The sequence below is a fragment of the Williamsia sp. D3 genome (genome assembly GCF_000506245.1).
Classification (GTDB): Bacteria; Actinomycetota; Actinomycetes; order Mycobacteriales; family Mycobacteriaceae; genus Williamsia; species Williamsia muralis.
Genome location: NZ_AYTE01000048.1, coordinates 1 through 23,018, shown reverse-complemented (window position 1 = coordinate 23,018; position 23,018 = coordinate 1). Strand labels below are relative to the sequence as shown.

Here is a 23,018-nt window from a genome sequence, read left to right as displayed (position 1 = left end):
CTCAGGTTCCCTTGACGTTGAGAACCTGACGCAGTTCGAACTCGACGTCCACGAGGTCCTGAGCGTCACGCATGACAACGTCGATGTCTTTGTAGGCCGCCGGGATCTCGTCGATCCAGTCGGGTCCGTGCCGGTATTCGATGCCGACCATCGCCTTGTCCAGATCTGCCTCGGTGAACCGGCGCTTGGCTTCGGTGCGGGAGAACCGGCGACCGGCCCCGTGCGGAGCCGAGCACAAGCCCGCCGAATTTCCCTTGCCGCGCACGACATATGAGCGGGCGCCCATAGAACCGGGGATCACACCACGCACACCCTCGTGTGCATCGATGGCGCCCTTGCGGGTGAGCCACACGTCCTTACCCGCGTGGCGTTCCTGCACGGTGTAGTTGTGGTGGCAGTTCACCGAGTCCGTCTCGATGTCGGCAGGATCGCCGTCGTGGCCGATCCAGTCCGCGAACACCTGCCTGAACCGGTCCATCATCTCCGCGCGGTTCTCGAACGCGAACCGCTGGGCCCACGAGAGTTCGGTCAGGTACGCGTCGAATTGCGGCGACTGCGCCGGCAAGTAGGCGAGATCGGCGTTGGGTAACCCGATATGCCACTGCTTGCACAACTTCTGAGCGATCTTGATGTGCTTTTGCGCGATCTTGTTGCCGACGCCACGCGAACCAGAGTGGAGAAACAACCAGACGCCGCCGGCGTTGTCGATGCACAACTCGATGAAGTGGTTGCCGCCTCCGAGCGAGCCGAGTTGCTCACGCCACTTGGGTGAGTGAGACAGGTCAACCCGGTTGCCCTCCGCATCCGCGGCCAGCAACGCCACCCGTTGCGCGGTGAACGGGAACCGGTCGAGCGAGTGGTTGTAGTTGCCCGGCGACAGTGGGATGGCCGATTCAATCGATGCGCGCAGTGTCGACAGATCGCGGCCTGCGAGGTCGTCCTCGCTGTACCGGGTCCTCAGTGCGATCATTCCGCAGCCGATGTCCACGCCGACCGCTGCGGGGATCACCGCGTCGATGGTGGGGATGACAGTTCCCACAGCAGAACCCTTGCCGGAGTGAGTATCTGGCATGAGGCGACGTGCGGGTGGACAAACGGCATCGACGCGGTCTCTTTCGCCTGCTCGATCGTGTTGTCGTCGATGTGCGAAGCGAACGACAAGAGTTTGAACGAGTCGATACGTCGGGGCTTTCCCGCATTGCTGTCCATATGTCGGACACTATCGCCGGGGTCAAGGCGTTTGTGGCCGACCGAATGCTCGGTGGCCGGTCAGGTGGCCCGCGTCGGCTGATACCGGCGTATCAAGCCGACCACGAGTGCAGCCGCTCCGGCCAATCCGAAGATCACGACCTCGCTGGTCTGGTCTCCGCGCGCGGACTCGCATGCCTGCACTTGGCTGGTGTTGTCGCTGAGCCCGAGACTGTTGGCGGAGTTGTCGCCGAGATACCGATCGGCCAGCGCCCGGGTCAAGTCCTTGGTGGTGTCGCCCAAGTTGAACTCAGCGTCCTTCGCCACCGCCGACGAGTCGTCTTTGAGTGCCCAGCTCCCGCAGCCTGTGCCGTGCGAGTTGTCCACCGGCCAGAACGCGAACGCCGCAGCCACGACGAGCAGTATCGCCGCCGCGATGAGGAACACCCGACCCGGTTGCCCAGATCTCTTCGGCAGATTCACAGCAGCGGGGTCCTTTCACGTACGAACGTCTTCTTTGATTCCTCGTTCATGATCGCAAAGTTGTTACCGGTGGGCTTCGCACGGCCCACAAACGAACAATCCACCTGCCGACGACGTATGTCGTGGACAGGTGGATCATCTTGCTTCAACGGTGGAGCTAAGGGGACTCGAACCCCTGACCCCCACACTGCCAGTGTGGTGCGCTACCAGCTGCGCCATAGCCCCGTATTCGATTTTTGCACCCACGCCAGGTTGTTTGCCCTGGTGCTGCGTGCTCGATCGAAATTACACCATCGGCGCGAACCCGGCCAAATCCGCTGTAGCGGCGACTTCGGCCGGGTTCGTTCCCGGGTTCACCGGGGTGCGATGTTGTCAGTTGTTTGCGCCACCGAGGATCTGATCGACCCAGCCGGTTCCGTTGGTGATGGTGACCTTCTTGCCGTCCTGCAACACGCTGGGAGTTCCGACCTGACCGTCGAGCGCCTTGGCAAGCTGCGTCTGCGACTCGTCGGCGATGGACTCGGCAGCCTGGACCTGAGTGCCGTCGGCGATGCACTGCTGGGTGGCATCCGATGCGCCGACTTCCTTGGCGAACCCGGCCAGCGTCTCATTGTCGTGGTCGTCGCCGCCTTCCTTCGGCTGCACCGCGAAGAGCTTGGAGTGAAACGCGAGTTTCACGTCCTGGTTCTCGGCGTCGGCCACGCACTTCATCGCGCCCGCTGCCCGAGAGCTGTAGTCACCCGACCCCGACTGCTCGTTGAGGAAGGTAAGCATGTGGAACCGCACCTGCAGCTGGCCACTGTTGACGGCGTCGGTGATCGTCTGACCGGATTGCTTCTCCACGCTGGCGCACGCCGGGCATTGGAAGTCCTCGAACATGTCGATGGTGTGCGGAGCCGTCGGGCTGCCCACCACGAAGGTCGCAGAGTTGGACAACACGGCGCTGTCGGCGCCGCCCTTGTTGCGCTGGCTGTTCCAGATGATGCCGCCGATGACCACCGCCGCGATCACCAACACCGCGAGGCCGGCGAGCACATACGTGGTGGTGCTCGATTGCGCCTGGGGCTGGTACTTCGACTTCGCCGTCTTGGGAGCGGGCCGTTTGTTGTTGCTGCTCAATGCTTTTCCTCGGTTGCCATCTCATCATCTACACCCGCGGCCGTCGCGGGGTCATCGTTGTCATCGTCGTGGTCGTCGCGGGCCACCCGTGGTCGCGAGCCCGGGCCGAGCGCCAGGTGGCTTCGCGGGAAAACAATCAACCACGCTGCGAGTGCCAGGAACCCGACATCCCGAAGGATCTCGGTGAGATAGTTCCGCCACGACACATCGGCTTCCCCACCGCCTCCGAAACAACCGCAGTCGATCGTGTAGCCCCGTGCCCACACCGACACGATGGCCGCGATCAGCAGCACCAGCAACACCGCCGAGGCGATGGCCGCCGGACGTACGGCCAACCCGATCAACAGCAGCAGTCCCAACGCGATCTCAGCCATGGGTAGCACCAGCGACACCGCGTACGCGGTCGAATCCGGAAACAGGTGATACGCCTTCACCGCGATCTCGGACTGGTCGGGATCAACCGCCTTGATGCCACCGGCGATCAGCCATACCGCCGCCAAGCCGATACGGACCGGCACGCTCACGACGTATCTCCACACGCGCACCAGCCTAACGACCACCGCCTGAGAGGTCGCTTAGCAAATCAGCAAGCTTCAGACACGTGCGAAGCAGAGGCCGACAGGTGTCGGCCGATACCATCTCGTGGTGACCATTCCAGGTTCCCCGGACCAGACACCGCATCCTGCTGACGTGGGTGTGGAAGAGGTCGGGCACACCCACGCCAACGTGGCAGGCGGTCGACTCCGTGCCGCGACATTCGGCGCGATGGACGGCCTGGTCACCAACATCAGCCTCGTCGCCGGTGTCGGCGCGTCAGGCGCCAGCGGCCACACCATCGTCCTCAGCGGAGTCGCCGGGCTTGTGGCCGGAGCCTTCTCCATGGCCTTGGGTGAGTTCGCCTCGGTCTCCACCCAGAACGAGCAGGTGGACGCGGAGGTAGCTGTCGAGCGTCGTGAGATGCGTAAGCACCCTCAGGAAGAACTGCACGAACTGGTCGAAGCGTTCATCGACATGGGGATGTCGGAGCAGACCGCGACGGCGGCGGCCGCCGAGATCCACCAGGACACCGACAAGGCCGTGAGCCTGCACCTGACGCAGGAACTCGGCGTCGATCCCGATGAGAAGCCGTCACCGAAGGTCGCAGCGGTCTCGTCGTTCGTGATGTTCTCGATCGGCGCGGTGCTCCCGCTCATCCCCTATCTGCTCGGGTTCGAATCGCTCACCGCAGGATTGCTCGTGGGTGCCGCCGGCCTGATCCTGGTCGGTGGGCTGGCTGCCCGGATCACCGGCCGACCGATCTGGAAAGGCGCGCTGCGACAACTCCTTTTCGGTGTCATCGCAGCCGGCGCCACCTATCTCGTCGGATTCGCGATCGGGGTGCCGGCGGGCGGCTGACCCCGTTCACGCACGGCCTTGCGTGTCGCGCTTCGGTTCGAACCGGAGCGGGGCGCACAAGGCCGTGCGGCGTCTAATCTCTCAGCTCGATCCGAGCACACCGTCCACCAGTTCCTGGGCCTCGTTCTGAACCTGAGCCAGATGGTCTGTGCCGTTGAAGGATTCGGCATAGATCTTGTACACGTCTTCGGTACCCGAAGGTCGGGCCGCAAACCACGCGTTCTTGGTGGTCACCTTCAGTCCACCGATCTTTGCGCCGTTACCCGGCGCTTCGGTGAGCACTGCGGTGATCTCCTCGCCGGCCAGCTCGGTCGCCTTGACCTGCTCGGCCGACAGCTTGCCGAGCACCGCTTTCTGCTCGCGGGTGGCCGGGGCGTCGCGACGCGCGTACGCGGGCGACCCGCCGTATTGCTCAGCCAGCTGCGCATACCGTTCGGACGGTGAGATGCCGGTGACGGCAAGGATTTCCGAGGCCAACAGCGCCATGATGATGCCGTCCTTGTCGGTGGTCCACACCTGCCCGTTCTTGCGAAGGAATGACGCGCCCGCGCTTTCCTCGCCACCGAACCCGACCGAACCGTCGAGCAGCCCGGGCACAAACCACTTGAAACCCACCGGGACCTCTACGAGCTGCCTGCCGATCCCCGCGACCACCCGATCGATCATCGACGAGGACACGAGGGTCTTCCCCACTGCCGCATCCTTCGGCCAGTCGGGCCGGTGGGTGAACAGGTAGTCGATGGCAACCGCCAGGAAGTGGTTCGGATTCATCAGGCCGCCGTCGGGAGTGACGATGCCGTGCCGGTCGGAGTCGGCATCGTTGCCGGTGGCGATCTGGAAGGAATCCCGCGCGTCGATCAGCGATGCCATCGCGTTCGCGGAACTGCAATCCATCCGGATCTTGCCGTCGGTGTCGAGGGTCATGAACGAAAACGTGGGATCCACAATGGGATTGACGACAGTCAGTCGTTCCAGCGTGTAACGGGCACCCAGCTCGGCCCAGTACCCAACTGACGCGCCGCCCATCGGATCGGCACCGATACGCACACCGGAGTTCCTGATGATGTCCATGTCGACCACAGAATTGAGGTCGTCCACATAATTGGCGCCGAAGTCATAGGTCCCGTAGAACTCGGACTCCTTGGCCCGCTCGAACGGGATTCGTCTGACGCTGCCCAGACCGCTCTGCAACAACTCGTTGGCGCGAGCGGCGACCTGCGAGGTGATATCGGTGTCGGCAGGCCCACCGTTGGGCGGGTTGTACTTGAAGCCGCCGTCGCGTGGAGGGTTGTGGGACGGCGTCACGACGATCCCATCGGCACTCGGTCCCCCGCCGCGGTTGTGCGTGAGAATCGCATGACTCAACGCCGGTGTCGGAGTGAATCGGTCTTTGTTGTCCACCAGGACACGGACATCGTTGGCCACCAAGACTTCGATGGCCGTCTGCCATGCGGGCAGCGACAACGCGTGGGTGTCGCGTGCGATGAAGAGCGGTCCGGTGATGCCGGCGACGGTGCGGTACTCGACGATCGCCTGGGTGGTCGCAATGATGTGGTCCTCGTTGAACGCACCGTCGAGACTGGAGCCGCGATGGCCCGACGTGCCGAAAACGACTTGCTGGGCCGGGTTTTCCGGGTCAGGCTTTTCCGAGTAGTAGGCGTCGATCACCGCCGACACATCAATCAGATCTTCCGGTAGTGCCAGGGTCCCCGCACGCGGGTGAGCCATTGAAAATCCTTCCGGTTGTCTGCGACCGGCCGGCGGGCGGCGGTCACAATCCTCGGCGTCTTTGACTGGACCATCCGAATTCTGCCACCGATCGCGGTCGCCATGGGGTTGGCGCGGGTTACACTCCTCCCGAACACCGCTCCAAACGTCTGGGCGGACGACCTCGGTCGGGGTGACGGAGGCACATCAATGCGCGTTCACACGTTGTTTCGGCGTGGGCTGGGAGTGAAGGTCGCGGCCGCCGTCTTCGCAACCGCCGCTGCCATCGGGTTCACTGCTGCGCCCGCAAGCGCTGCCCCGTTCATGCCGGCCACCGATTCGGATCCGTTTTATGCAGAGCCTGCGGGCATCGAAGGTGTAGCCAACGGTGACGTGCTCCGAGTGCAATCGCTGCCGAGTCCGTTCCCCGGATCCAGTGCCCAGAAGGTGTTGTTCCGCAGCACCAATTCGCAGGGCGAGCCGATCGCCGCTGTCACGACGGTCATCGTTCCCGACGGCGGGGCCCGCCACGACCTGCTGTCGTATCAGCCGTTCACCAACTCGCTCGGGCCGCAGTGCGCGCCGTCGCATCAGATCTTCCGTGGCGGTTTGCAGGAGCAGCAGCTCATCGGTCTGGCGCTGGCGCGTGGAGTCGCGGTGAACATTCCCGACCACCTCGGACCGACCAGCGCATATGGGGCGGCCCGACTCGGCGGCACCATCACGCTGGACTCCATCAGGGCCGTCCAGTCGAGCCCCGGATTCCGGGTCGGCGATTCTAGCACGGTCCTGGCCGGGTATTCGGGTGGCGCCATGGCCACGGCCTACGCAGGCGTGTTGGCACCCACGTACGCCCCGGACCTCGATCTTGTCGGTCTGTCAGCGGGTGGCACCCCGGTCAATCTCGAGGCAATCGCCCGCACACTGGGTGTGGCCCCGAACCCGTTGTTCGGCCTGGGCTTCGCAGCCTCCCTCGGCCTCGAGCGCGAGTACCCGAACGAGGTGTCGTTGTCTGAGCAACTGAATGGTCGGGGGGTCGCGCTGGCCAACCAGATCCGCAACGCGTGCACCGACCAGATCGTCGATGCCGGCGCCAACATGAAGATCGCCGACGTGGTCAACTCAGGCAGCCTGGCCAACACCCAGGCCGGTGTCGATGCCCTCAACCGCAACAGCGTCCAGATGTTCCCAGGCGCGCCGCGGATGCCGGTGCTGCTCTACCAGGGTGCCGATGATCAGCTCACTCCCACGTCCCGGGTGCTGGCCACCGCTGCACACTGGTGCCGCCAGGGAACGCGGGTACAGACGGTGATCGTCCCCGGTGACCACGGCTCCACCATCGCGTCCGGTGTCCCGATCGCATTGAGCTACCTCAACGACCGCCTGGCAGGGGCGCCGGCACCCAGCACATGCTGATACCCGGTTTGCCGGCGGCGGCGTCGGTCTTGGTGTTGCCCGGTGGCACGGACAACTCCACGACGCCGTTCAGCCGACGCCAACCCGCGCCGATGCGGATGTACCCGTTCACGCTGTCGCTGCGTGCGCTTCCACGAGTGGTGGTTCACCAGGCCGTCTACGACGTCCACGGGTGGAACGGCGAGCAGAACAGTCCCCTCGCTCCGGCCCAAGCCGCCTTGGACCACCTCATCGACGCGCACCCGGATTCCCCGGTGATCCTGGTCGGGCATTCGATGGGCGGCAGGGTCGCCGCGCACCTCGCCGCCGACAAACGGGTGGCCGGCGTTCTCGCCTTGGCGCCATGGTGGCAGCACGCGGATTGGGAGTACATCCACGGCGAGGCACGGGTCTTGGCGCTGCACGGGACTGCCGATCAGCGAACGTATTCGGCCCGGACGGAAAAGGGCATCACCCAACTCCGCGAACGTGGGGTCGACGCCGAGTTCGTGCCGATCGAGGGCGGCGGTCACGCCATGCTCGACCACGTCTGGACGTGGCAATCGACTGCTCTGACCTTCGTCCGCAGTTTCCTGTAGTCGAAGTTCGCGCCACCTACGACGAAACGCCCCGGTTGCAACCGGAGCGTTTCGAAGTGAGCGGCGCGAATTTCGGTCTGAGCGGTCGACCTGAGGGGTCAGCCTGAGTGGTCAGCCGACGTAGTCGAACGTGTCGGGATTCGGGCCGACCCGACCGTCCTCGCCCTTGTCGAGCGCGTCGATCTTGGCAACTGCGTCGCTGTCGAGTTCGAAGTCGAACAGCGCGAAGTTCTCTTGCACCCGCTTGGGGGTCACCGACTTCGGGAAGATGATGTCGCCGCGCTGAATGTGCCAGCGCAACACAACCTGTGCCGGGCTCTTGCTGACCTCGGCGGCCAGGTCGGTGATCACCGGATCGTCGAGAACCTTGCCCTGCGCGATCGGTGACCAGGCCTCGGTCGCGATGCCGTGGTCGCTGCCGTACTTGCGCACGGTGTCGTTGGACAGATACGGGTGAACCTCGATCTGATTGACCGCCGGCACCAGTTCGGTCTCCTTGGCGAGCCGCTCGAGGTGCTCCACCTGAAAGTTCGACACACCCACGGACTTCGAACGGCCCGACTTCGCGAACTCGATCATCGTGTTCCAGGTGGAGACGTAATCGCCGCCGTACTGGGTGGGCAGCGGCCAGTGGATGAGGAACAGGTCGATGTAGTCGAACCCGAGATCGGACAGGGTGGTGTCGAACGCCTTACGCGCAGCATCCGGCTCGTGGAACGAGTTGTTCAGTTTGCTCGTCACGAAGATCTCGTCGCGCGGGATGCCTGAGGCGCGAATGCCTTCGCCCACCTCTTTTTCGTTGCCGTACATCTCTGCGGTGTCGATGTGCCGGTAACCGATGTCGAGTGCCGTCTTGACCGCATCGGCGGTGTCCTCGGGTTTGATCTGGAAGACACCGAAGCCCAGCTGCGGAATGGTGTTCCCGTCGTTGAGAGTGATGTTCGGAACCTGAGTCATCGTCGTACTCTCCTCATTGGTTGTGCCCTGGACACAGAAACGGGGAGAGAACCATTGTTTGGTTCTCCCCCCGTATCCGTGATCTGACGGTGGAGCTGCCGGGAATCGAACCCGGGTCCTTCGCCGTTTCAGCAGGGCTTCTCCGTGTGCAGTTCGCTAAGCCTCTACTCGGATCTCTCGGTCACGCGAACAAGCCGAGATGACGATCCCAGTCGCTGTTTGATGTCCCATTGCGGTCCGCGACCGCCCGCAACGGTTAGCTCTCTGAATGATGCCGGTACCCGGGGCGAGAGCTCACCCGGGCCGACAGACCAGCCGTCGCTTAGGCAGCGAGGGCGTAGTCGCGCTGATTCTTATCGGCGCTTAATTGGTTGCTATGACGCTTACGGTGGTCTCTAGCCTGCACCGACACGCTTCCCCTACCTTGACGCACGCAGTCGAAACCGTTCAGCCCCTCGATAGGTTCCACCGCACCGAAGTACGGCAGACATACATCGTAACAAGCACTGCGGCCCGAATCATTCCCATTTCGATTCGGCCGCAGTGTCGTCACCCTCTCGGGTGCTGTGATCAGGCCGGTTGCACGGCTGTACCGATCACTGCCAGTGCCTCGGCGAGCGGGTCGCGCGAGGTGATCACCTTCTCTGCCGAGTCCAGCACCACGTCGACCACCTCGGGAAGCTGCGGTGCCACCACGCCCACACTCTCGACGACGGCGGTTGCGATCTCGACTGCGTCCGGTGCCTGATCGGCCAACGAAACCGACCCTTGCTCGACCGTCGAATCGAAGGACGCCACCGGAGTGTCGCCAGCCGGCGAGTCGTTCACCGCCGACTCCCGCAACCACGTGCTCACGTATTCCGAGCCCGTACGCCCCGACGAATCGGCAGGCTGGTCGAAATAGCTGACGTGGCTCGGCCCCGGGTACCAGTAGCTGGGTTCGGTTGCCATCGTCACGAGCCCGAGATTGTCGCGGAGGCCGGCCTCCCTCTCGTACTGGAGTCTCGCCTCCCAGGAGACGGGAAGATCCACCACGAAGCCGAGCACTCCGGAGACAGACAGATCGTCCGGGGTGGGCACGGCCACTGATGGCGAACTGTTCTTCTCCACCGCCTGGCCGAGCGATTCCGAACCCGACAGCCAGTCCGGCGTGGCGAGTACGTACGCACCGGTCCGCAGTGCCGTACGGACTAGTGCGTTCCCGAGATCAGACGCAATGCCTGACGGGTCGGTGGTGTCGATGTGCATCTGTTCGGCGATGTTCGCGCCAGTCCGGACCACCTGTGCATCCTCGGGAATCGAGCACGCGAAGTCGCCTGTCTCACAGAGAGATACGACCCGACCGGTGAGCGCACCGAATCCGGCCGATCCAACCGACCCGATGCCACCGCCGACCGCGACCTCAGTGGTACCGGACAACGTGCGAGCCCCGTTCAGGGGTGCCCGAAGACCCGGCGCCCCGGGTACGAGACCCGTACCGGCGGCGCGGTTGGGATCGGAGATCAGGTACACGCCGCGTACCCGGTCGGGCGCCACAGGCCCCCGGTTCTCGCCGATGTCCGCGGCGACCTTGTGTGCGATATCGGCGCCCTGGCTGTAACCGACGATCGCGATGTCGGTGCCCGGTCCGCACTGTGCCCCGATCTGGCGGATCTGGGCGTTGGTGGCCTCGACTCCTCGCGCGGAGGAATCGGCGTAGGTGGTCCCGTCGGCGGTGTAGCCGAAGTCTGCCGGGTACGGAACGTAGGTGGTTTGCATTTTCCCTGGTGGCACCCCACGCCCGGCTTCTTCGATCGTGGGGGCCAGAACTCCGGCCTGCTGGTGCGGGTCCCGGTTGACGCTCGAGTCGAGCGTGCCCGGTACCACCACCACGTGCAGGTCCGGGCAGTCACTTATCGGCCGGGCCGATGCGACCTGCGGTGTGGCGGTCAGCGAGATCGCCGCTGCCGCTACAGCGGCAGCGCCCAGCACAGAACCCCGTAAACGGCGTCTGGCCGGTGAAGAGGTGAGGCCACCGGTGTGGCCTCGCGTTCGATTCATGCTCGGTTGCTCCTGTTTTGACACGCACCACAAAGGGCGACATGTTCTTTACGATGTGCCCGAAAACGGCCGATTGGCCACCCGCATCAACGAGGGCTTTCCAGAAATGACACATGGCGATCATCTGTCATCCGATTGAACGGCGCGCGGCGAGAAAGGCACGCGCACACAAATTGCTGGGCGCGACAGGTGAACGAAATGGTCCACGTCGGCTCAGCACTTGAGGTTTGGGCCACCGAGGCACGTGAATGTGATCTTCATCGCTCAATGCGGTCCGGGGACACGGCGGACCGTGCGATGAGGTAGTTCGTGTCCGCTTGCGGCCGAGCGACTCTCGGCCGGCGCCCGATCACCCGCCGGGCGAAGAGCCATGGCTCTCAACTCAAAAGTCCGGCACAGTGCCCGATCGGCGATTCGAACGGAACCGGTGCGCGCGGACTCACGAACAAATCGCAGAAAAAAGCACGGTGGACAAATAGATGAATTGGCCAAGATCAATTCAGGCGGCGACGCCGAATATGCGGTGGGTGTTTTTAACGCATTCCCTTGACGCGCCGGCCCAATTCACGAGTGACCTCGCGTTCGGCGTCACGGCGGGCCAGATCGTGCCGTTTATCGTGAGCCTGTTTACCGCGCGCCAGCGCCAATTCCACTTTGACCTTGCCATCGCTGAAATACATCGACAGCGGCACCAGGGTCAGGTTGCCGTCACGGATTTTCCCGATCAGGCCATCGATCTCGCGGCGGTGCAGAAGCAGTTTGCGATTGCGGCGGGGAGCATGGTTTGTCCACGAACCGTTGCCGTACTCCGGGATGTGTAGGCCCCGCAACCACACCTCGCCGTTGTCGACGGTGGCGAAGGCATCGACCAGTGACGCCTTGCCATCGCGCAGGCTCTTCACCTCGGTGCCCAGCAACGCGACGCCCGCCTCGTAGGTGTCGAGAATGGCGTAGTTGTGCCGCGCCTTACGGTTCGTCGCAATCGCCTTGCGACCTTTTTCCTTCATCGATTCACCTACCTTCGTCCCGTCTTCATGCGCTTGTGGTGCGCCGAGCTGTTCATTTCACCGAGCCACGCAACACTACACACGCTGCGTCTGGACGTCGCGTGATTTGTCTACCGGCCGAGATCGGCGGTGTCACTCGCGGACGTAGTACCGCAGCGTGCCGTATGCCGTCACGCTCGAGAGCACCACACCGATGATGATCAGCCACGGGGCCACGAACAACACGTCGGCCGTCTGGATCTTGGCCAGGATGTTCACCCCGTAGAGGTCTTGCAGTGCCCGGTCGAAGAACAACGCCTTGGCTCCGAATAGTCCCGCGATGGCCAGCAGTGAACCCACCACGGTCGCGACCACCGCCTCCAGGAGGAACGGCAACTGGGTGTACCAGCGGGTCGCACCCACCAGGCGCATGATGCCCACTTCCGTGCGTCGGGTGTAGGCAGCCACCTGGACAGTGTTGGCGATCAACAAGATCGCGGCGATCGCCTGCACCAACGCGATGGCGAAGGCGGCATTACGTGCCCCGTCGAGGACACTGAAGATCCGTTTGACCAGCTCGCGTTGATCGAGGACGCCGTCCACTCCGTCGGCGTCCTTGAACTGATCGAGGACCGCACCGAACTGATTCGGGTCCGCCATCCTGACCTTGAACGATGCGGGAAGAGTGTTCTCCCGCACCAGCGCGGCGATGTCCGGGTTGTTCGCGAACGTCTTGGTCTTGGCGTCTTTGAACGCCTCGGCGCGGTCGATGTACTGCACCGACTCCACGCCACGGGCAGCTTCGATCTGCTCACGCAGCGGCGCACACGGCGCGGCCTTGCAGTCGGGGTCGGCGTCGGTCACCGGATCGGAGATGAAGATCTGCATCTCCACCCGGTCGAGGAAGATGTCCTGGGTCTTGTCGGCCATCTGCACCACCAGCAACCCGGCGCCGAACATGCCCAGCGTGATTGCGGTGGTGATGGTCATCGCCATGGTCATCGTGACGTTGCGGCGCAGTCCGTTCAGGACCTCGCTCAATATGAAACTCGCGCGCATGTGAGTTCGGGTGTCCTCCCGGTCGGGACTACAGAAGTAGGTGAAGATCGAAGGGTCGCAGTCGGCTCAGCCGCCGAGCCCGTAGACGCCATGGGCGTCGTCACGGGTGAGACGGCCGTTGCTGAACTCGAGCACACGGCGCCGCATCGCATCGACGATCTGGCGGTCGTGTGTTGCCATCACCACCGTGGTCCCGCGTCGGTTCACCCGATCGAGCACCTCGACGATCTCCCGGCTGGTGTCGGGATCCAGGTTGCCGGTGGGCTCGTCGGCGAGCAGCAGCAGCGGCCGGTTCGCGATGGCGCGGGCGATGGCAACGCGCTGCATCTCACCGCCCGACAGCTCGTAAGGCATACGGTCCGCTTTGCCGGACAGCCCGACGTACTCGAGAACTTCCGGAACCACCTTCGACACCGTGCTCTTCGGCTTCCCGATCACCTCGAGGGCAAACGCGACGTTCTCGGCCACCGACTTCTGCTGCAGCAAACGGAAGTCCTGGAAAACACATCCGATGGACTGGCGAAGCTTCGGCACGCGTCTGCCCGGCAATTTGTTCACGTGGAAATCGCCCACATAAACATCACCCGAGGTGGGTTTGTCTTCCTTCAACAGGAGCCGGAAGAAGGTGGATTTACCTGATCCGGAGGGGCCGATGAGAAACGCGAAATCGCCCTTGTCCACCTCGAGAGAAAGATCTCGCAAGGCGGGCCTGGTCGATGCCTTGTATTGCATCGTCACATTCTTGACGCTGATCACGGTCTGCCAGTGTAACCACGGATCCTGGCCATCCGGCTCAGACTTGCCCGGGCCCGGGGACCGAGATCACCTCGCGATGCTGGGGGTGGGGATCTCCAGTCCCGGGATCAGCCCGCCCCGGGGCTGCTCGGTCTGCGTGGGAACCGTGGTCTCGATGGTCGACGAGCTCGAGGGTGGCTCGACCTCCACGGACGACTCGGTGGTCTCGGGTGTGGTCGTCGTAGCGGTTGTTGTCGTCTCCTCGGTGGTCTCCGGAGGCGGCGGTGTGGTGGTGGGGACCTGTTGCTGCCGGCTGGTCGTCGCCTGCGCCTTCTCGTCGTCGAGATTGCTGTAGTACTCCGACCGCTGGCCGTACAGGAGCATGGCGCCGATGAACAGCAACACCAACGCTGCTGTGGTGGTACGAACCCTGCCGCCGAAGAGTGTGCGCGGGATCCGGTGCCACCACGCTGGGCGGTCCTCGGTCTCTGTGGCGGCCGGCGTGGGCGCACCGCCGGCGGGGATGTTCGCCGAGTTCAACGGCTCGTTGTCCGGGTTCTGTTGGTTGTCGGTCATCGGCTTCCCTCCTCGGCTGCGACGGGTGACACGGAATCGGTTTCGATGACGCTGCCCGGGGCCAGTGCGATACCGGCGCGACCGAATGCCCGGACGATGCGCGAGCGGAGGTCGCGGCTCACCTCGAACTGTTTGCCTGGCAGGGTGCGGGCGACGATGCGGACCGTCATGGTGTCCACCTCGATATCGATCACGCCCATCGCGGTCGGCTCGTCGAGCAGCAGATTGCGGGTGCGCGAGTCGGTGAATGCCTGGTGCCCGATCTGGGCGATGAGGTCGTTCACCTTGCTCATGTCGGCACCGATCGGCAACGGGATGTCCACCACCGACCGCGCCCAGTCCTTCGACAGGTTGATGGCCTTGACGATCTGGCCGTTGGGGATCGTGATCATCTCGCCATCGGCGGATCGCAGTTTGGTGATGCGCAGTGTGACGTCCTCCACCGTCCCCTCGGCGGGTTCGGTCGCGCCGACGATGGCCAGGCTGACCACGTCTCCGAATCCGTATTGCTTCTCGGTGATGATGAAGAATCCGGACAGCAGGTCCTGCACGATGCGCTGCGCACCGAAACCGAGGGCCGCACCGAGCACTGTCGCGGGCGCGACGAATCCGGTGATGGGGACGTTGAACTGCCGCACGATGTTGAAGCCGGCGATGATGTACACGATCGCGATCGCCGCCCAGGCGAGGATCTGCGCCACCGAGTGGCGATGCTTGATCGCCTCCGAGCGCACGAGGGCATCGGATTCGGTGAACTGCGAGTCGATACGCGCGGTGATCCGTCCGACCACCCACTGGATAAATCGGGTCGCGAGCAGGGCGCCGAGCACCCAGAGAACGATGGAGAGTCCCTGTAGGGACAGCCATCGGACGAAGCGGCTGGTGCCGGCCGGGGTTTCCGGCGCTGCGGTCACGAGCGCGACGAGGTCTTGCATCAAATCGGGTTGCTCCTCCGGGTCGTGTGTTGGGATCGAGCCAATACCGTCCGGCGCCTACTCGAAGCACGCGGCCGGTGGACACCGGTTCAGGCGGGTGGTGCGGTCAGGCGTTCTGTGCCATCCGCCAGCGAATACCGGATTCGATGAACCCGTCGATGTCGCCGTCGAGAACCGCGGTGGGGTTGTTCACCTCGAACTCGGTCCGTAGGTCTTTGACCATCTGGTAGGGATGCAGCACATATGACCGCATCTGGTTGCCCCAGCTGGATCCGCCGTCTCCCTTGAGGGCGTCCATCTCGGCGCGTTCTTCCTTGCGTTTGCGCTCGAGCAGCTTGGCCTGCAGCACGCGCATGGCGGCTACCTTGTTCTGCAACTGACTCTTCTCGTTCTGACAGGTCACCACGATACCGGTGGGAATGTGTGTCAGACGCACAGCGGAGTCCGTGGTGTTCACCGACTGTCCACCAGGGCCCGATGAACGGTAAACGTCAACGCGCAGTTCAGTTTCCGGGATCTCGATGTGGTCTGTGGTTTCCACCACAGGGAGCACCTCGACCTCCGCGAACGACGTCTGCCTGCGACCCTGGTTGTCGAACGGACTGATCCGCACCAACCGGTGGGTGCCCATCTCGATGGACAACGTGCCGTACATGTACGGCCCCTTGACCGCGAAGGTGGCCGACTTGAGTCCGGCTTCTTCGGCGTAGGAGGTGTCGTACACCTCGACCTTGTAGTTGTGCTTCTCCGCCCAGCGGATGTACATGCGCATCAGCATCTCGGCCCAGTCCGCGGCGTCCACGCCACCCGCGCCGGATCGAATGTTGACCAGCGCGTCACGGTGGTCGTATTCACCCGCCAGCATCGTCTTGACCTCCATCGCCTCGATGTCGGCCCGCAGTGCGATGCGCTCGGCGTCGGCGTCGGCCATCGCCTCGGTCTGGGACGCGCCTTCCTCGGATTCGGCCAATTCGTAGAGGAGTGGCACGTCTTCCAGTCGCTGCCTCAGCTCGGAGACGCGCCGCAGCTCACCTTGGGCGTGGGACAGCTCGCTGGTCACCTGCTGGGCGTGTTCCTGGTTGTTCCACAGCTCCGGATCGGCGGCCTGGTGTTCGAGTTCGCCGATCCGCCGCCGGAGCTCCTCGAGGTCGAGCACCTTCTCCACTGTGGTGAGGGTCGAGTCGAGGGCGTCGAGGTCTGCTGAAACGTCTGGATGCACGGTCACCCAGGCTACCGGTCCTTCGAGACCATGGCGGCGACCGCCGCATCGGCACTCTCGAGGATCAGTGCTTACGCAGGTCCGGACCCGACGCGCCCGGACCACCGCCGATCGACCCGGCGATCTGCCAGGTCGATTCGGCCTTACCCGGTTTGTAGGTGACCGGGACCTGGTCGCCGATCTGCGGCCACGCCGACGACATCGGCATCACGAACCGGCCGTAGACATCGGTCGGCGCTGTGTCCGGCCCGGTGATCGTGCCCGAGACAGTGCAGAAGGCCTGGTGGTTCTTGTCACCTTCGACGGGTTTGTCCGCCACCCCGGTCAGCGTGAGGGTGCCGGGCACCCGATCGGTGAACGCGGCGTTGCCCTCGCGAGGGGCAGCGGCGCCACCGGACCGTCCGCGTTGCCACTGGATCAACAGCACCGCGAGCAACCCGGCGAGCATCAGCGTGATGATGATCGAGAACCACATGAAAATCGCACTCCTGGGGTCGGAAGCGGTCGCCGGTCCGGTCGTTCGCGGCACGCCTGTCGGTTGTCATCAGGTTAGCCGGACGACCTGGCGACAACGGCCGGCAAGCGGGTGTCTGTAGTTTTAGCGTCCATGACCTCGCCGACGCAGTCCGACCTCGACGTGGCGCTGACACTGGCCGACGCCGCCGACGCCATCACCATCGACCGTTTCGGCGCGGTGGATCTGCGCGTCGACTCCAAACCCGATCTGACCCCGGTGTCCGACGCCGACCTCGCCGTCGAGACGACGCTGCGTGAGAGGCTCGCGGACCTGCGTCCCGACGACGCGGTTCTCGGCGAAGAGTTCGGAGGCGAGGCGCAGATCAGCGGTCGCCAGTGGGTGATCGATCCGATCGACGGCACAAAGAATTTCGTGCGCGGGGTGCCGGTGTGGGCCACCCTGGTAGCGCTCCTCGTCGACGGGGTGCCGCAGGTGGGGGTGATCAGCGCGCCCGCTCTCGCGCGCCGGTGGTGGGCTTCGGCGGGCGAGGGCGCGTTCGCGCAGCGCCCGGACGGCTCGGCGCGGCCGATCACGGTGTCGCAGGTGACCGAACTCGACGCGGCGAGCCTCGCGTTCTCGAGCCTGTCGGGGTGGCGCGACCGCGGGATCCGGGATCAGTTCATCGCCTTGACCGACGCTGTCTGGCGGGTCCGCGGTTACGGCGACTTCTACAACTACTGCCTCGTGGCCGAGGGTGCCGTCGACATCACCGCCGAGCCGGAGGTGTCTTTGTGGGACCTCGCGCCGCTGGACATCCTGGTGCGTGAGGCGGGCGGGACGTTCACCTCGCTCGACGGAACGGCCGGCCCCCACGGCGGGAGTGCGATCGCCACGAACGGCGCCTTGCATACGGCCGTTCTCTCCTCGCTACGGCAGGGCGACGGCGCATACTGACACCATGCAGATCACACACTTCGGGCACTCCTGCATCCTGGTCGAACACGACGGCACCACAATCCTTTTCGATCCCGGCAACTTCTCGCACGGGTTCACCGGGCTCACCGGGCTCGACGCCATCCTGATCACGCACCAGCACCCCGATCACGTTGATGTCGCGGCGTTGCCCGATCTGGTCGCCGGTAATCCCGACGCGGTGCTGTACGCGGATCCGCAGACAACCCGTCAGCTGAACGACGACGACGTCGCAGGCTCGTGGACCGCAGCCCACCCAGGCGACGAGTTCGCCGTCGGCGGCCTCACGGCCCGCATCACCGGCGGCACCCACGCGGTGATCCACCCCGACATCCCCACCATCGACAACGTGGCCTACCTGTTGGGCGACGACGCCGGTCGGGCACAACTGATGCACCCCGGGGACTCGCTGTTCGTGCCGGACGTGGAGGTGGACGTGCTGGCCATGCCGACCATGGCGCCGTGGATGAAGATCAGCGAGGCGATCGACTATCTGCGTGCAGTCTCGCCGAGGGTGGCCTTCCCCATCCACCAAGGCCTACTCGGCGATGCGGGCCTCAAGATGCACTACAGCCGGTTGTCCGAGATGAGTGATCCCTCAACCGACTTCATTGTCCTGCCCGGAGAGGACGCGCTCGACCTGACGTGACGGCTCCAGCCGATCACGAGACGTCGGGGAACAGACCACCACCGGCAACCTGGTCGACGACGCGCGCGATTCCGTACGCGATCCACAGGGCGATCACCGCCCAGAGAACGGGATGCCTGACGGCTCGCGCGAGACCGGCCACCGATCGTCGCCGCGCCAGCAGTACGCCGGCGAGCGCAACGAACACCATGGTCGCGGCAAGGCTGATCGGGCCGAAGAAGTTGTAGGCGAAGGCATCAGAGAACTGGCCGTGGGCGGCAGCCGTCCAGCTGCGGGTGAGCCCGCAACCGGGGCAAGGCAGCCCGGTGACCAGTCGTACCGGGCACAGCGTGGGCCCCGATGTGCTGAGAGCTGGGCTGATCAGGAACGCTGCGGCGACCGCACCCAGACCGAGACCGGCGGCAATCCGAACATTCCGTTCGGACTGCCGCCGGTCTGCGGTGGGCGGGGCCGCCACGTCAAGCCATCACTTCAGGGGGACACCGTTGGAGTCGGGGAGCTTGCGCATCGCGATCAAGACTATGTCGATGAGTGTCCAGATGCCGAGGCCACCACAGGTGAGCAGCTTGGCGATACCGAGGCCGGTGTAGCCGAGGTAGAAGCGGTCGATGCCGAGACCGCCGACGAATACGGAGATCAGCAGGGCGGTGAGCCATTCCTTGTCCGAGAACAGGCCGGGCACCTGAGAAACCGGGAACCAGTTGCTCGACTGGGTGCGCACCTGCGTCTCCGGCTTGACCTGTCCGGAGCGGACAAGCCCGGCGAGGTCCTGATACCCCATCGGGCCCTGCTCCTGGCCAAAGATCGAAGCGTAGAAGGTGTCGTTGTACGGGCCGCCCTGCGGCTGGGGTGGCGGTGCCGGATACCCGGGAGGAGGTTGTGTCATGAGGAGCAGGATATGGCACGGCACCGGGCTTCGGCTGGTCCTGGACCATTTTCTGAACATTTGAATGACGGCCGGAGAAAATCCCCGTGAGCTGCGCAAACAATAGTTCGCATTGCTAATCGGTTGGTAGTCGCACCCATCTGTGACCGGCGGCCCGAACGGGCGCGTGACAACCGACCTTACTCAGTAGTAAGGTCCGTGCAGTCCGCTTTCTTACCGACCGGTAAGATCGGTGAGACGCGGTCGTCCGACCGACACCTCACGCCCAACACGTAGAAGACAAGCTGGTGAGAATGAGCACTCATACCGAGCCCCGCGATACCTCCGCTGTGGGCAAGAACCCCCACCGCCGTAGCGCCATCGGAGCAGCGATGCGAGTCCTGACCACGGTGACCGGCTCCGACTTCGCCGACAAGTACAAGATCCGCGAGCCGCTGAACCGCATCGCGTACGAGGGAACCAAGACCGGGTTCAAGACGATTGGCGCCGCAACCCGCGCCTTCTCCCGCGCCCAGGGTGGCGACAAGGCGAAGCGTCTGTCCACCACCCCCAAGGACTACTTCAATCTGTTCCCCGACGACGAACAGAAGATGATCGCGGACACCGTCAAGGAGTTCGCGGGCGAGATCTTGCGCCCGGCAGCCCACGACGCCGACGCCGCAGCCGCAGCCCCACCCGAGATCCTCGCTCGCAGTGCCGAACTCGGCATCACGATGATCAACGTGCCCGAAGAGTTCGAGGGCGCCGCCACCGAGCGTGGCGTGGTCACCAACTCGCTCGTCGCCGAAGCGATGGCTTATGGCGACATGGGCTTGGCACTGCCGCTGCTGGCACCCAGCGGTGTCGCCACCACGCTCACCCAGTTCGGCAGCGACGCGCAGCAGAAGACCTACCTGCCGGACTTCGCGGGCGAGAACGTGCCCCAGGCCGCCGTCGTCATCGCCGAGCCACGCCCGCTCTTCGACGCAATGTCGCTGCAGACCAAGGCAACCCGGGTACCCAGCGGCTACCGCCTCAACGGCGTCAAGTCGTTTGTGCCTGCTGCGGCGTCTTCGGAACTGTTCATCATCGGCGCACAGCTCGATGGCCGCCCCGCCCTGTTCATCGTCGAGTCGAATTCCAAAGGCCTTGTCGTCGAGGCAGATCCAGGCATGGGTGTGCGCGCCGCCGGTATCGGTCGGTTGTTGCTCACCGACGTGACCGTGCCCGCCACCGCATTGCTTGGTGAAGAAGAAGGCGACAGCGCTTTCACCGACTACCGCGACGTGGTCCGGCTCGCTCGGCTCGGTTGGTCCTCGCTGGCAGTTGGTACGGCCCATGCCGTCCTCGACTACGTCATCCCCTATGTGAACGAGCGCGAGGCGTTCGGGGAGCCGATCTCCAACCGTCAGGCCGTCGCATTCATGGTCGCGAACATGGCGACCGAGCTCGATTCGATCCGGCTTGTCACCCTGCGTGGAGCTGCCCGCGCCGAGCAGGGACTGTCTTTCGCCCGAGAAGCGGCGCTGGCCCGCAAGCTCACCGCCGACAAGGGTATGCAAATCGGTTCGGACGGAGTGCAATTGCTCGGCGGACACGGCTTCACCAAGGAACATCCGGTCGAGCGCTGGTTCCGCGATCTGCGCGGTGCGGCCATCGGCGAGGGCATCGTCGTCATCTGACGACCGCTCCCCCATCCGACCCGACACTCTTGCACAGAAAGACATCAAGCCATGGCAATCAATCTCGAACTCCCCCGGAAGCTGCATCAGACGGTCGACCAGGCCCATCAGGCTGCCGCACAGATCTTCCGGCCCATCTCTCGTAAGTACGACCTCCGCGAACACGACTACCCGGTCGAGCTCGACACCCTGGCGAGTCTGTACGACGGACTCAATGAAGCCGGAGCCGCCGGAGCCGGCGCCGACGGCGGACGCAGCCAGCAGAAGAACAAGAAAGAACTGCCCGCAGGCGCAGTCGTCAACGGCGGCAACATGCAGTCGGTGCTCAACACGATGGAAACCTCGTGGGGCGACCTCGGTCTGATGCTGTCGATCCCCTATCAGGGGTTGGGCAACGCCGCCATCGCGGCCGTCGCCTCCGAAGAGCAGCTGAAGAAGTTCGGCAAGGTCTGGGCGTCGATGGCCATCACCGAACCCAGCTTCGGCTCCGACTCTGCCGCGGTCTCGACCACCGCGACCCGGGACGGCGACGACTACATCATCAACGGCGAAAAGATCTATGTGACAGCCGGATCCCGCGCCGACCACATCGTCGTCTGGGCCACAGTGGACAAGAGCGCCGGCCGTGCGGCGATCAAGAGCTTCGTCGTCCCCCGTGAACACGAAGGTGTGACGATCGAGCGTCTCGAACACAAGCTCGGAATCAAGGCTTCCGACACTGCCGCGATCCGTTTCGAGAACTGCCGCGTCCCGGCCGAAAACCTCTTGGGTTCACCGGAAGTCGACACCAAAAAGGGTTTCGGCGGGGTCATGCAGACCTTCGACAACACCCGCCCGATGGTCGCGGGAATGGCGGTCGGTGTGACGCGGGCGGCGCTCGAGGAGCTCCGAACGCTGCTCGAAGAAGCAGGCGTGGACATCGATTACGACAAGCCGGCCAACAACCAGCACGCCGCTGCAGCAGAGTTCATCCGCATGGAATCGGATTTCGAAGCCGCATACCTGCATTCGCTGCGGGCAGCGTGGATGGCCGACAACAAGGAGCCGAACTCCAAAGAGGCTTCGATGTCGAAGGCGAAGGCTGGGCGTACCGTCACCGACGTGACCACCAAGGCCGTGGAACTCGCGGGCAGCCTTGGCTATTCGGAACGCTCCCTTTTGGAGAAATGGGCCCGCGATTCGAAGATCCTCGATATCTTCGAGGGGACCCAGCAGATCCAGAACCTGATCATCGCACGTCGAGTTCTCGGGAAGACGAGCGCCGAACTCAAGTGATCTGATGGACGAAGGACCCCGTCCGCATCGAGGGGTACGGACGGGGTTTTTTGTTGCCTCGGGCAAGGTTTGAGGCATGATCCGCCCGCCCAGAGCATGTGCCACATCACATTTGACCCGTGTCGACGATCACATTTTCTCGAATGCATCCCCGGCCTGTAACGCCTCGAGAACACCGATCTGACCAGCATTGACGACGAAACATCAAGTGCCCGAATCGCACGTCCGTACCCACCACCCCGATGTGACGTCAACGCTTCAAGTACGTAACGTCGCTGAACGTGTCGTAGAAGACGGCAACACGGAAGTCCTGGATACAACGATCCCGCTCGCCTGATGTTGTGGGCAAGCGGCAGAGGAGGAACCATGACCAACATGCGCAAGCTTGCCGCCCGCACGGCGATCGCCGGAGCCCTGACGCTCGCACCCATGGGTGCGTTCGCAGCAACTGCCTCGGCCGAGGGTGCCCACAACTGGGACGCCGTCGCACAATGCGAGAGCGGCGGGAACTGGGCCATCAACACCGGTAACGGCTACTACGGCGGACTGCAGTTCAGCCAGTCGACCTGGGAGCCAATGGCGGCGTCGGCGTTGCGTCGGACGCAAGCCGTGAGGAACAGATCCGAGTGGCCGAGAACGTGCTCGCCTCGCAGGGCGTCGGCGCTTGGCCCGTCTGCGGGCAGTACCTCTACAGCTGACCCCCGCTTAGAACCCTTCTCGCGCCG

Annotated in this window: 22 protein-coding genes, 1 tRNA gene, 1 other RNA gene and 2 pseudogenes; 8 read left to right on the top strand and 18 right to left on the bottom strand. The window is 64.2% G+C overall.

The features are described 5' to 3' along the window. Position 1 precedes the first annotated feature (1 nt). From W823_RS55035 to W823_RS0131025, 5 genes and pseudogenes are all read right to left on the bottom strand, one after another. Positions 2–1,209: pseudogene (locus W823_RS55035) on the bottom strand (RtcB family protein). A gap of 60 nt (positions 1,210–1,269) precedes the next feature. Continuing rightward, positions 1,270–1,671, bottom strand: a complete 402-nt coding sequence (locus tag W823_RS55030; RefSeq protein ID WP_152538200.1) for a hypothetical protein — start codon at positions 1,669–1,671, stop codon at positions 1,270–1,272. A 152-nt stretch (positions 1,672–1,823) separates the two neighbouring features. After that, positions 1,824–1,896: transfer RNA gene (locus tag W823_RS55025), tRNA-Ala, on the bottom strand. A 147-nt stretch (positions 1,897–2,043) separates the two neighbouring features. Then, positions 2,044–2,790: a thioredoxin domain-containing protein gene (locus W823_RS55020; RefSeq protein ID WP_023963144.1), complete on the bottom strand. Its 747-nt coding sequence runs from the start codon at positions 2,788–2,790 to the stop codon at positions 2,044–2,046. Then, positions 2,787–3,329, bottom strand: a complete 543-nt coding sequence (locus W823_RS0131025) for a MauE/DoxX family redox-associated membrane protein (RefSeq protein WP_051406723.1) — start codon at positions 3,327–3,329, stop codon at positions 2,787–2,789. The genes W823_RS55020 and W823_RS0131025 overlap by 4 nt, the downstream gene beginning before the upstream one ends. A gap of 106 nt (positions 3,330–3,435) precedes the next feature. Here W823_RS0131025 and W823_RS55015 point away from each other — a divergent pair, with 106 nt between their 5' ends. Next, positions 3,436–4,185 (top strand): VIT1/CCC1 transporter family protein, encoded by a 750-nt coding sequence (locus W823_RS55015; RefSeq protein WP_369792680.1) that lies wholly within the window; start codon positions 3,436–3,438, stop codon positions 4,183–4,185. A gap of 81 nt (positions 4,186–4,266) precedes the next feature. Here the strand turns inward: W823_RS55015 and pgm are convergent, their stop codons facing one another. After that, positions 4,267–5,913, bottom strand: coding sequence for a phosphoglucomutase (alpha-D-glucose-1,6-bisphosphate-dependent) (gene pgm / locus W823_RS55010; protein WP_023963138.1), 1,647 nt, complete (start codon positions 5,911–5,913; stop codon positions 4,267–4,269). Positions 5,914–6,102: 189 nt separating this feature from the next. Between pgm and W823_RS55005 the strand changes: the two genes are divergently transcribed. Then, the gene (locus W823_RS55005) at positions 6,103–7,308 is read left to right on the top strand and encodes a lipase family protein (protein ID WP_051406722.1); all 1,206 of its coding nucleotides are present in this window, start codon (positions 6,103–6,105) and stop codon (positions 7,306–7,308) included. Further along, complete coding sequence (locus tag W823_RS55000) at positions 7,302–7,886, top strand: alpha/beta hydrolase (protein ID WP_023963134.1); 585 nt, start codon at positions 7,302–7,304, stop codon at positions 7,884–7,886. The genes W823_RS55005 and W823_RS55000 overlap by 7 nt, the downstream gene beginning before the upstream one ends. Before the next feature lie 111 nt (positions 7,887–7,997). Here W823_RS55000 and W823_RS54995 read toward each other — a convergent pair whose 3' ends face one another. From W823_RS54995 to W823_RS0131020, 10 genes are all read right to left on the bottom strand, one after another. Further along, the gene (locus tag W823_RS54995) at positions 7,998–8,843 is read right to left on the bottom strand and encodes an aldo/keto reductase (protein ID WP_023963132.1); all 846 of its coding nucleotides are present in this window, start codon (positions 8,841–8,843) and stop codon (positions 7,998–8,000) included. Between the two features lie 87 nt (positions 8,844–8,930). Then, positions 8,931–9,298: a transfer-messenger RNA gene (ssrA, locus tag W823_RS57575) on the bottom strand. A 115-nt stretch (positions 9,299–9,413) separates the two neighbouring features. Continuing rightward, the gene (locus W823_RS54990; protein ID WP_152538199.1) at positions 9,414–10,883 is read right to left on the bottom strand and encodes a cutinase family protein; all 1,470 of its coding nucleotides are present in this window, start codon (positions 10,881–10,883) and stop codon (positions 9,414–9,416) included. Positions 10,884–11,416: 533 nt separating this feature from the next. Continuing rightward, positions 11,417–11,890 (bottom strand): SsrA-binding protein SmpB, encoded by a 474-nt coding sequence (smpB, locus tag W823_RS54985; protein ID WP_023963127.1) that lies wholly within the window; start codon positions 11,888–11,890, stop codon positions 11,417–11,419. A gap of 132 nt (positions 11,891–12,022) precedes the next feature. Next, positions 12,023–12,928 (bottom strand): permease-like cell division protein FtsX, encoded by a 906-nt coding sequence (gene ftsX / locus W823_RS54980; RefSeq protein WP_023963125.1) that lies wholly within the window; start codon positions 12,926–12,928, stop codon positions 12,023–12,025. Positions 12,929–12,994: 66 nt separating this feature from the next. Further along, entirely contained in the window at positions 12,995–13,684 is a 690-nt protein-coding gene (gene ftsE, locus W823_RS54975; RefSeq protein WP_023963123.1) for a cell division ATP-binding protein FtsE, read from the bottom strand. A gap of 66 nt (positions 13,685–13,750) precedes the next feature. Continuing rightward, positions 13,751–14,239 (bottom strand): hypothetical protein, encoded by a 489-nt coding sequence (locus tag W823_RS54970; protein WP_023963121.1) that lies wholly within the window; start codon positions 14,237–14,239, stop codon positions 13,751–13,753. After that, positions 14,236–15,174 (bottom strand): mechanosensitive ion channel family protein, encoded by a 939-nt coding sequence (locus tag W823_RS54965; protein WP_023963119.1) that lies wholly within the window; start codon positions 15,172–15,174, stop codon positions 14,236–14,238. Before W823_RS54965 ends, W823_RS54970 begins: the two co-directional genes overlap by 4 nt. 106 nt (positions 15,175–15,280) lie before the next feature. Continuing rightward, complete coding sequence (gene prfB / locus W823_RS54960; RefSeq protein ID WP_031333609.1) at positions 15,281–16,393, bottom strand: peptide chain release factor 2; 1,113 nt, start codon at positions 16,391–16,393, stop codon at positions 15,281–15,283. Positions 16,394–16,457: 64 nt separating this feature from the next. Next, a complete protein-coding gene (locus W823_RS0131020; RefSeq protein WP_038254730.1) occupies positions 16,458–16,868 on the bottom strand; it encodes a hypothetical protein in 411 nt (136 codons plus the stop codon). 132 nt (positions 16,869–17,000) lie between these two features. On the opposite strand from W823_RS0131020, the gene hisN reads away from it, so the two are divergent. Together hisN and W823_RS54950 are read left to right on the top strand one after the other, a co-directional pair. Next, the gene (gene hisN / locus W823_RS54955) at positions 17,001–17,804 is read left to right on the top strand and encodes a histidinol-phosphatase (protein WP_023963113.1); all 804 of its coding nucleotides are present in this window, start codon (positions 17,001–17,003) and stop codon (positions 17,802–17,804) included. Positions 17,805–17,808: 4 nt separating this feature from the next. Next, a complete protein-coding gene (locus W823_RS54950) occupies positions 17,809–18,471 on the top strand; it encodes an MBL fold metallo-hydrolase (protein ID WP_023963111.1) in 663 nt (220 codons plus the stop codon). A 13-nt stretch (positions 18,472–18,484) separates the two neighbouring features. Here W823_RS54950 and W823_RS54945 read toward each other — a convergent pair whose 3' ends face one another. Together W823_RS54945 and W823_RS0131015 are read right to left on the bottom strand one after the other, a co-directional pair. Then, positions 18,485–18,928: a DUF2752 domain-containing protein gene (locus W823_RS54945; protein ID WP_023963109.1), complete on the bottom strand. Its 444-nt coding sequence runs from the start codon at positions 18,926–18,928 to the stop codon at positions 18,485–18,487. A gap of 9 nt (positions 18,929–18,937) precedes the next feature. Next, the gene (locus tag W823_RS0131015) at positions 18,938–19,357 is read right to left on the bottom strand and encodes an NINE protein (RefSeq protein ID WP_030164392.1); all 420 of its coding nucleotides are present in this window, start codon (positions 19,355–19,357) and stop codon (positions 18,938–18,940) included. Positions 19,358–19,650: 293 nt separating this feature from the next. On the opposite strand from W823_RS0131015, the gene W823_RS54940 reads away from it, so the two are divergent. The 3 genes and pseudogenes from W823_RS54940 (at position 19,651) to W823_RS54930 (ending at position 22,991) form a co-directional block, all read left to right on the top strand. Next, positions 19,651–21,018, top strand: coding sequence for an acyl-CoA dehydrogenase family protein (locus W823_RS54940; protein ID WP_023963105.1), 1,368 nt, complete (start codon positions 19,651–19,653; stop codon positions 21,016–21,018). A 51-nt stretch (positions 21,019–21,069) separates the two neighbouring features. Next, positions 21,070–22,293 carry an acyl-CoA dehydrogenase family protein gene (locus W823_RS54935; protein ID WP_023963103.1) on the top strand — a complete coding sequence of 408 codons (1,224 nt, stop codon included), beginning with the start codon at positions 21,070–21,072 and terminating at the stop codon, positions 22,291–22,293. 366 nt (positions 22,294–22,659) lie between these two features. Then, positions 22,660–22,991, top strand: a pseudogene (locus W823_RS54930) (transglycosylase family protein). The last annotated feature ends 27 nt before the right edge of the window (positions 22,992–23,018 follow it).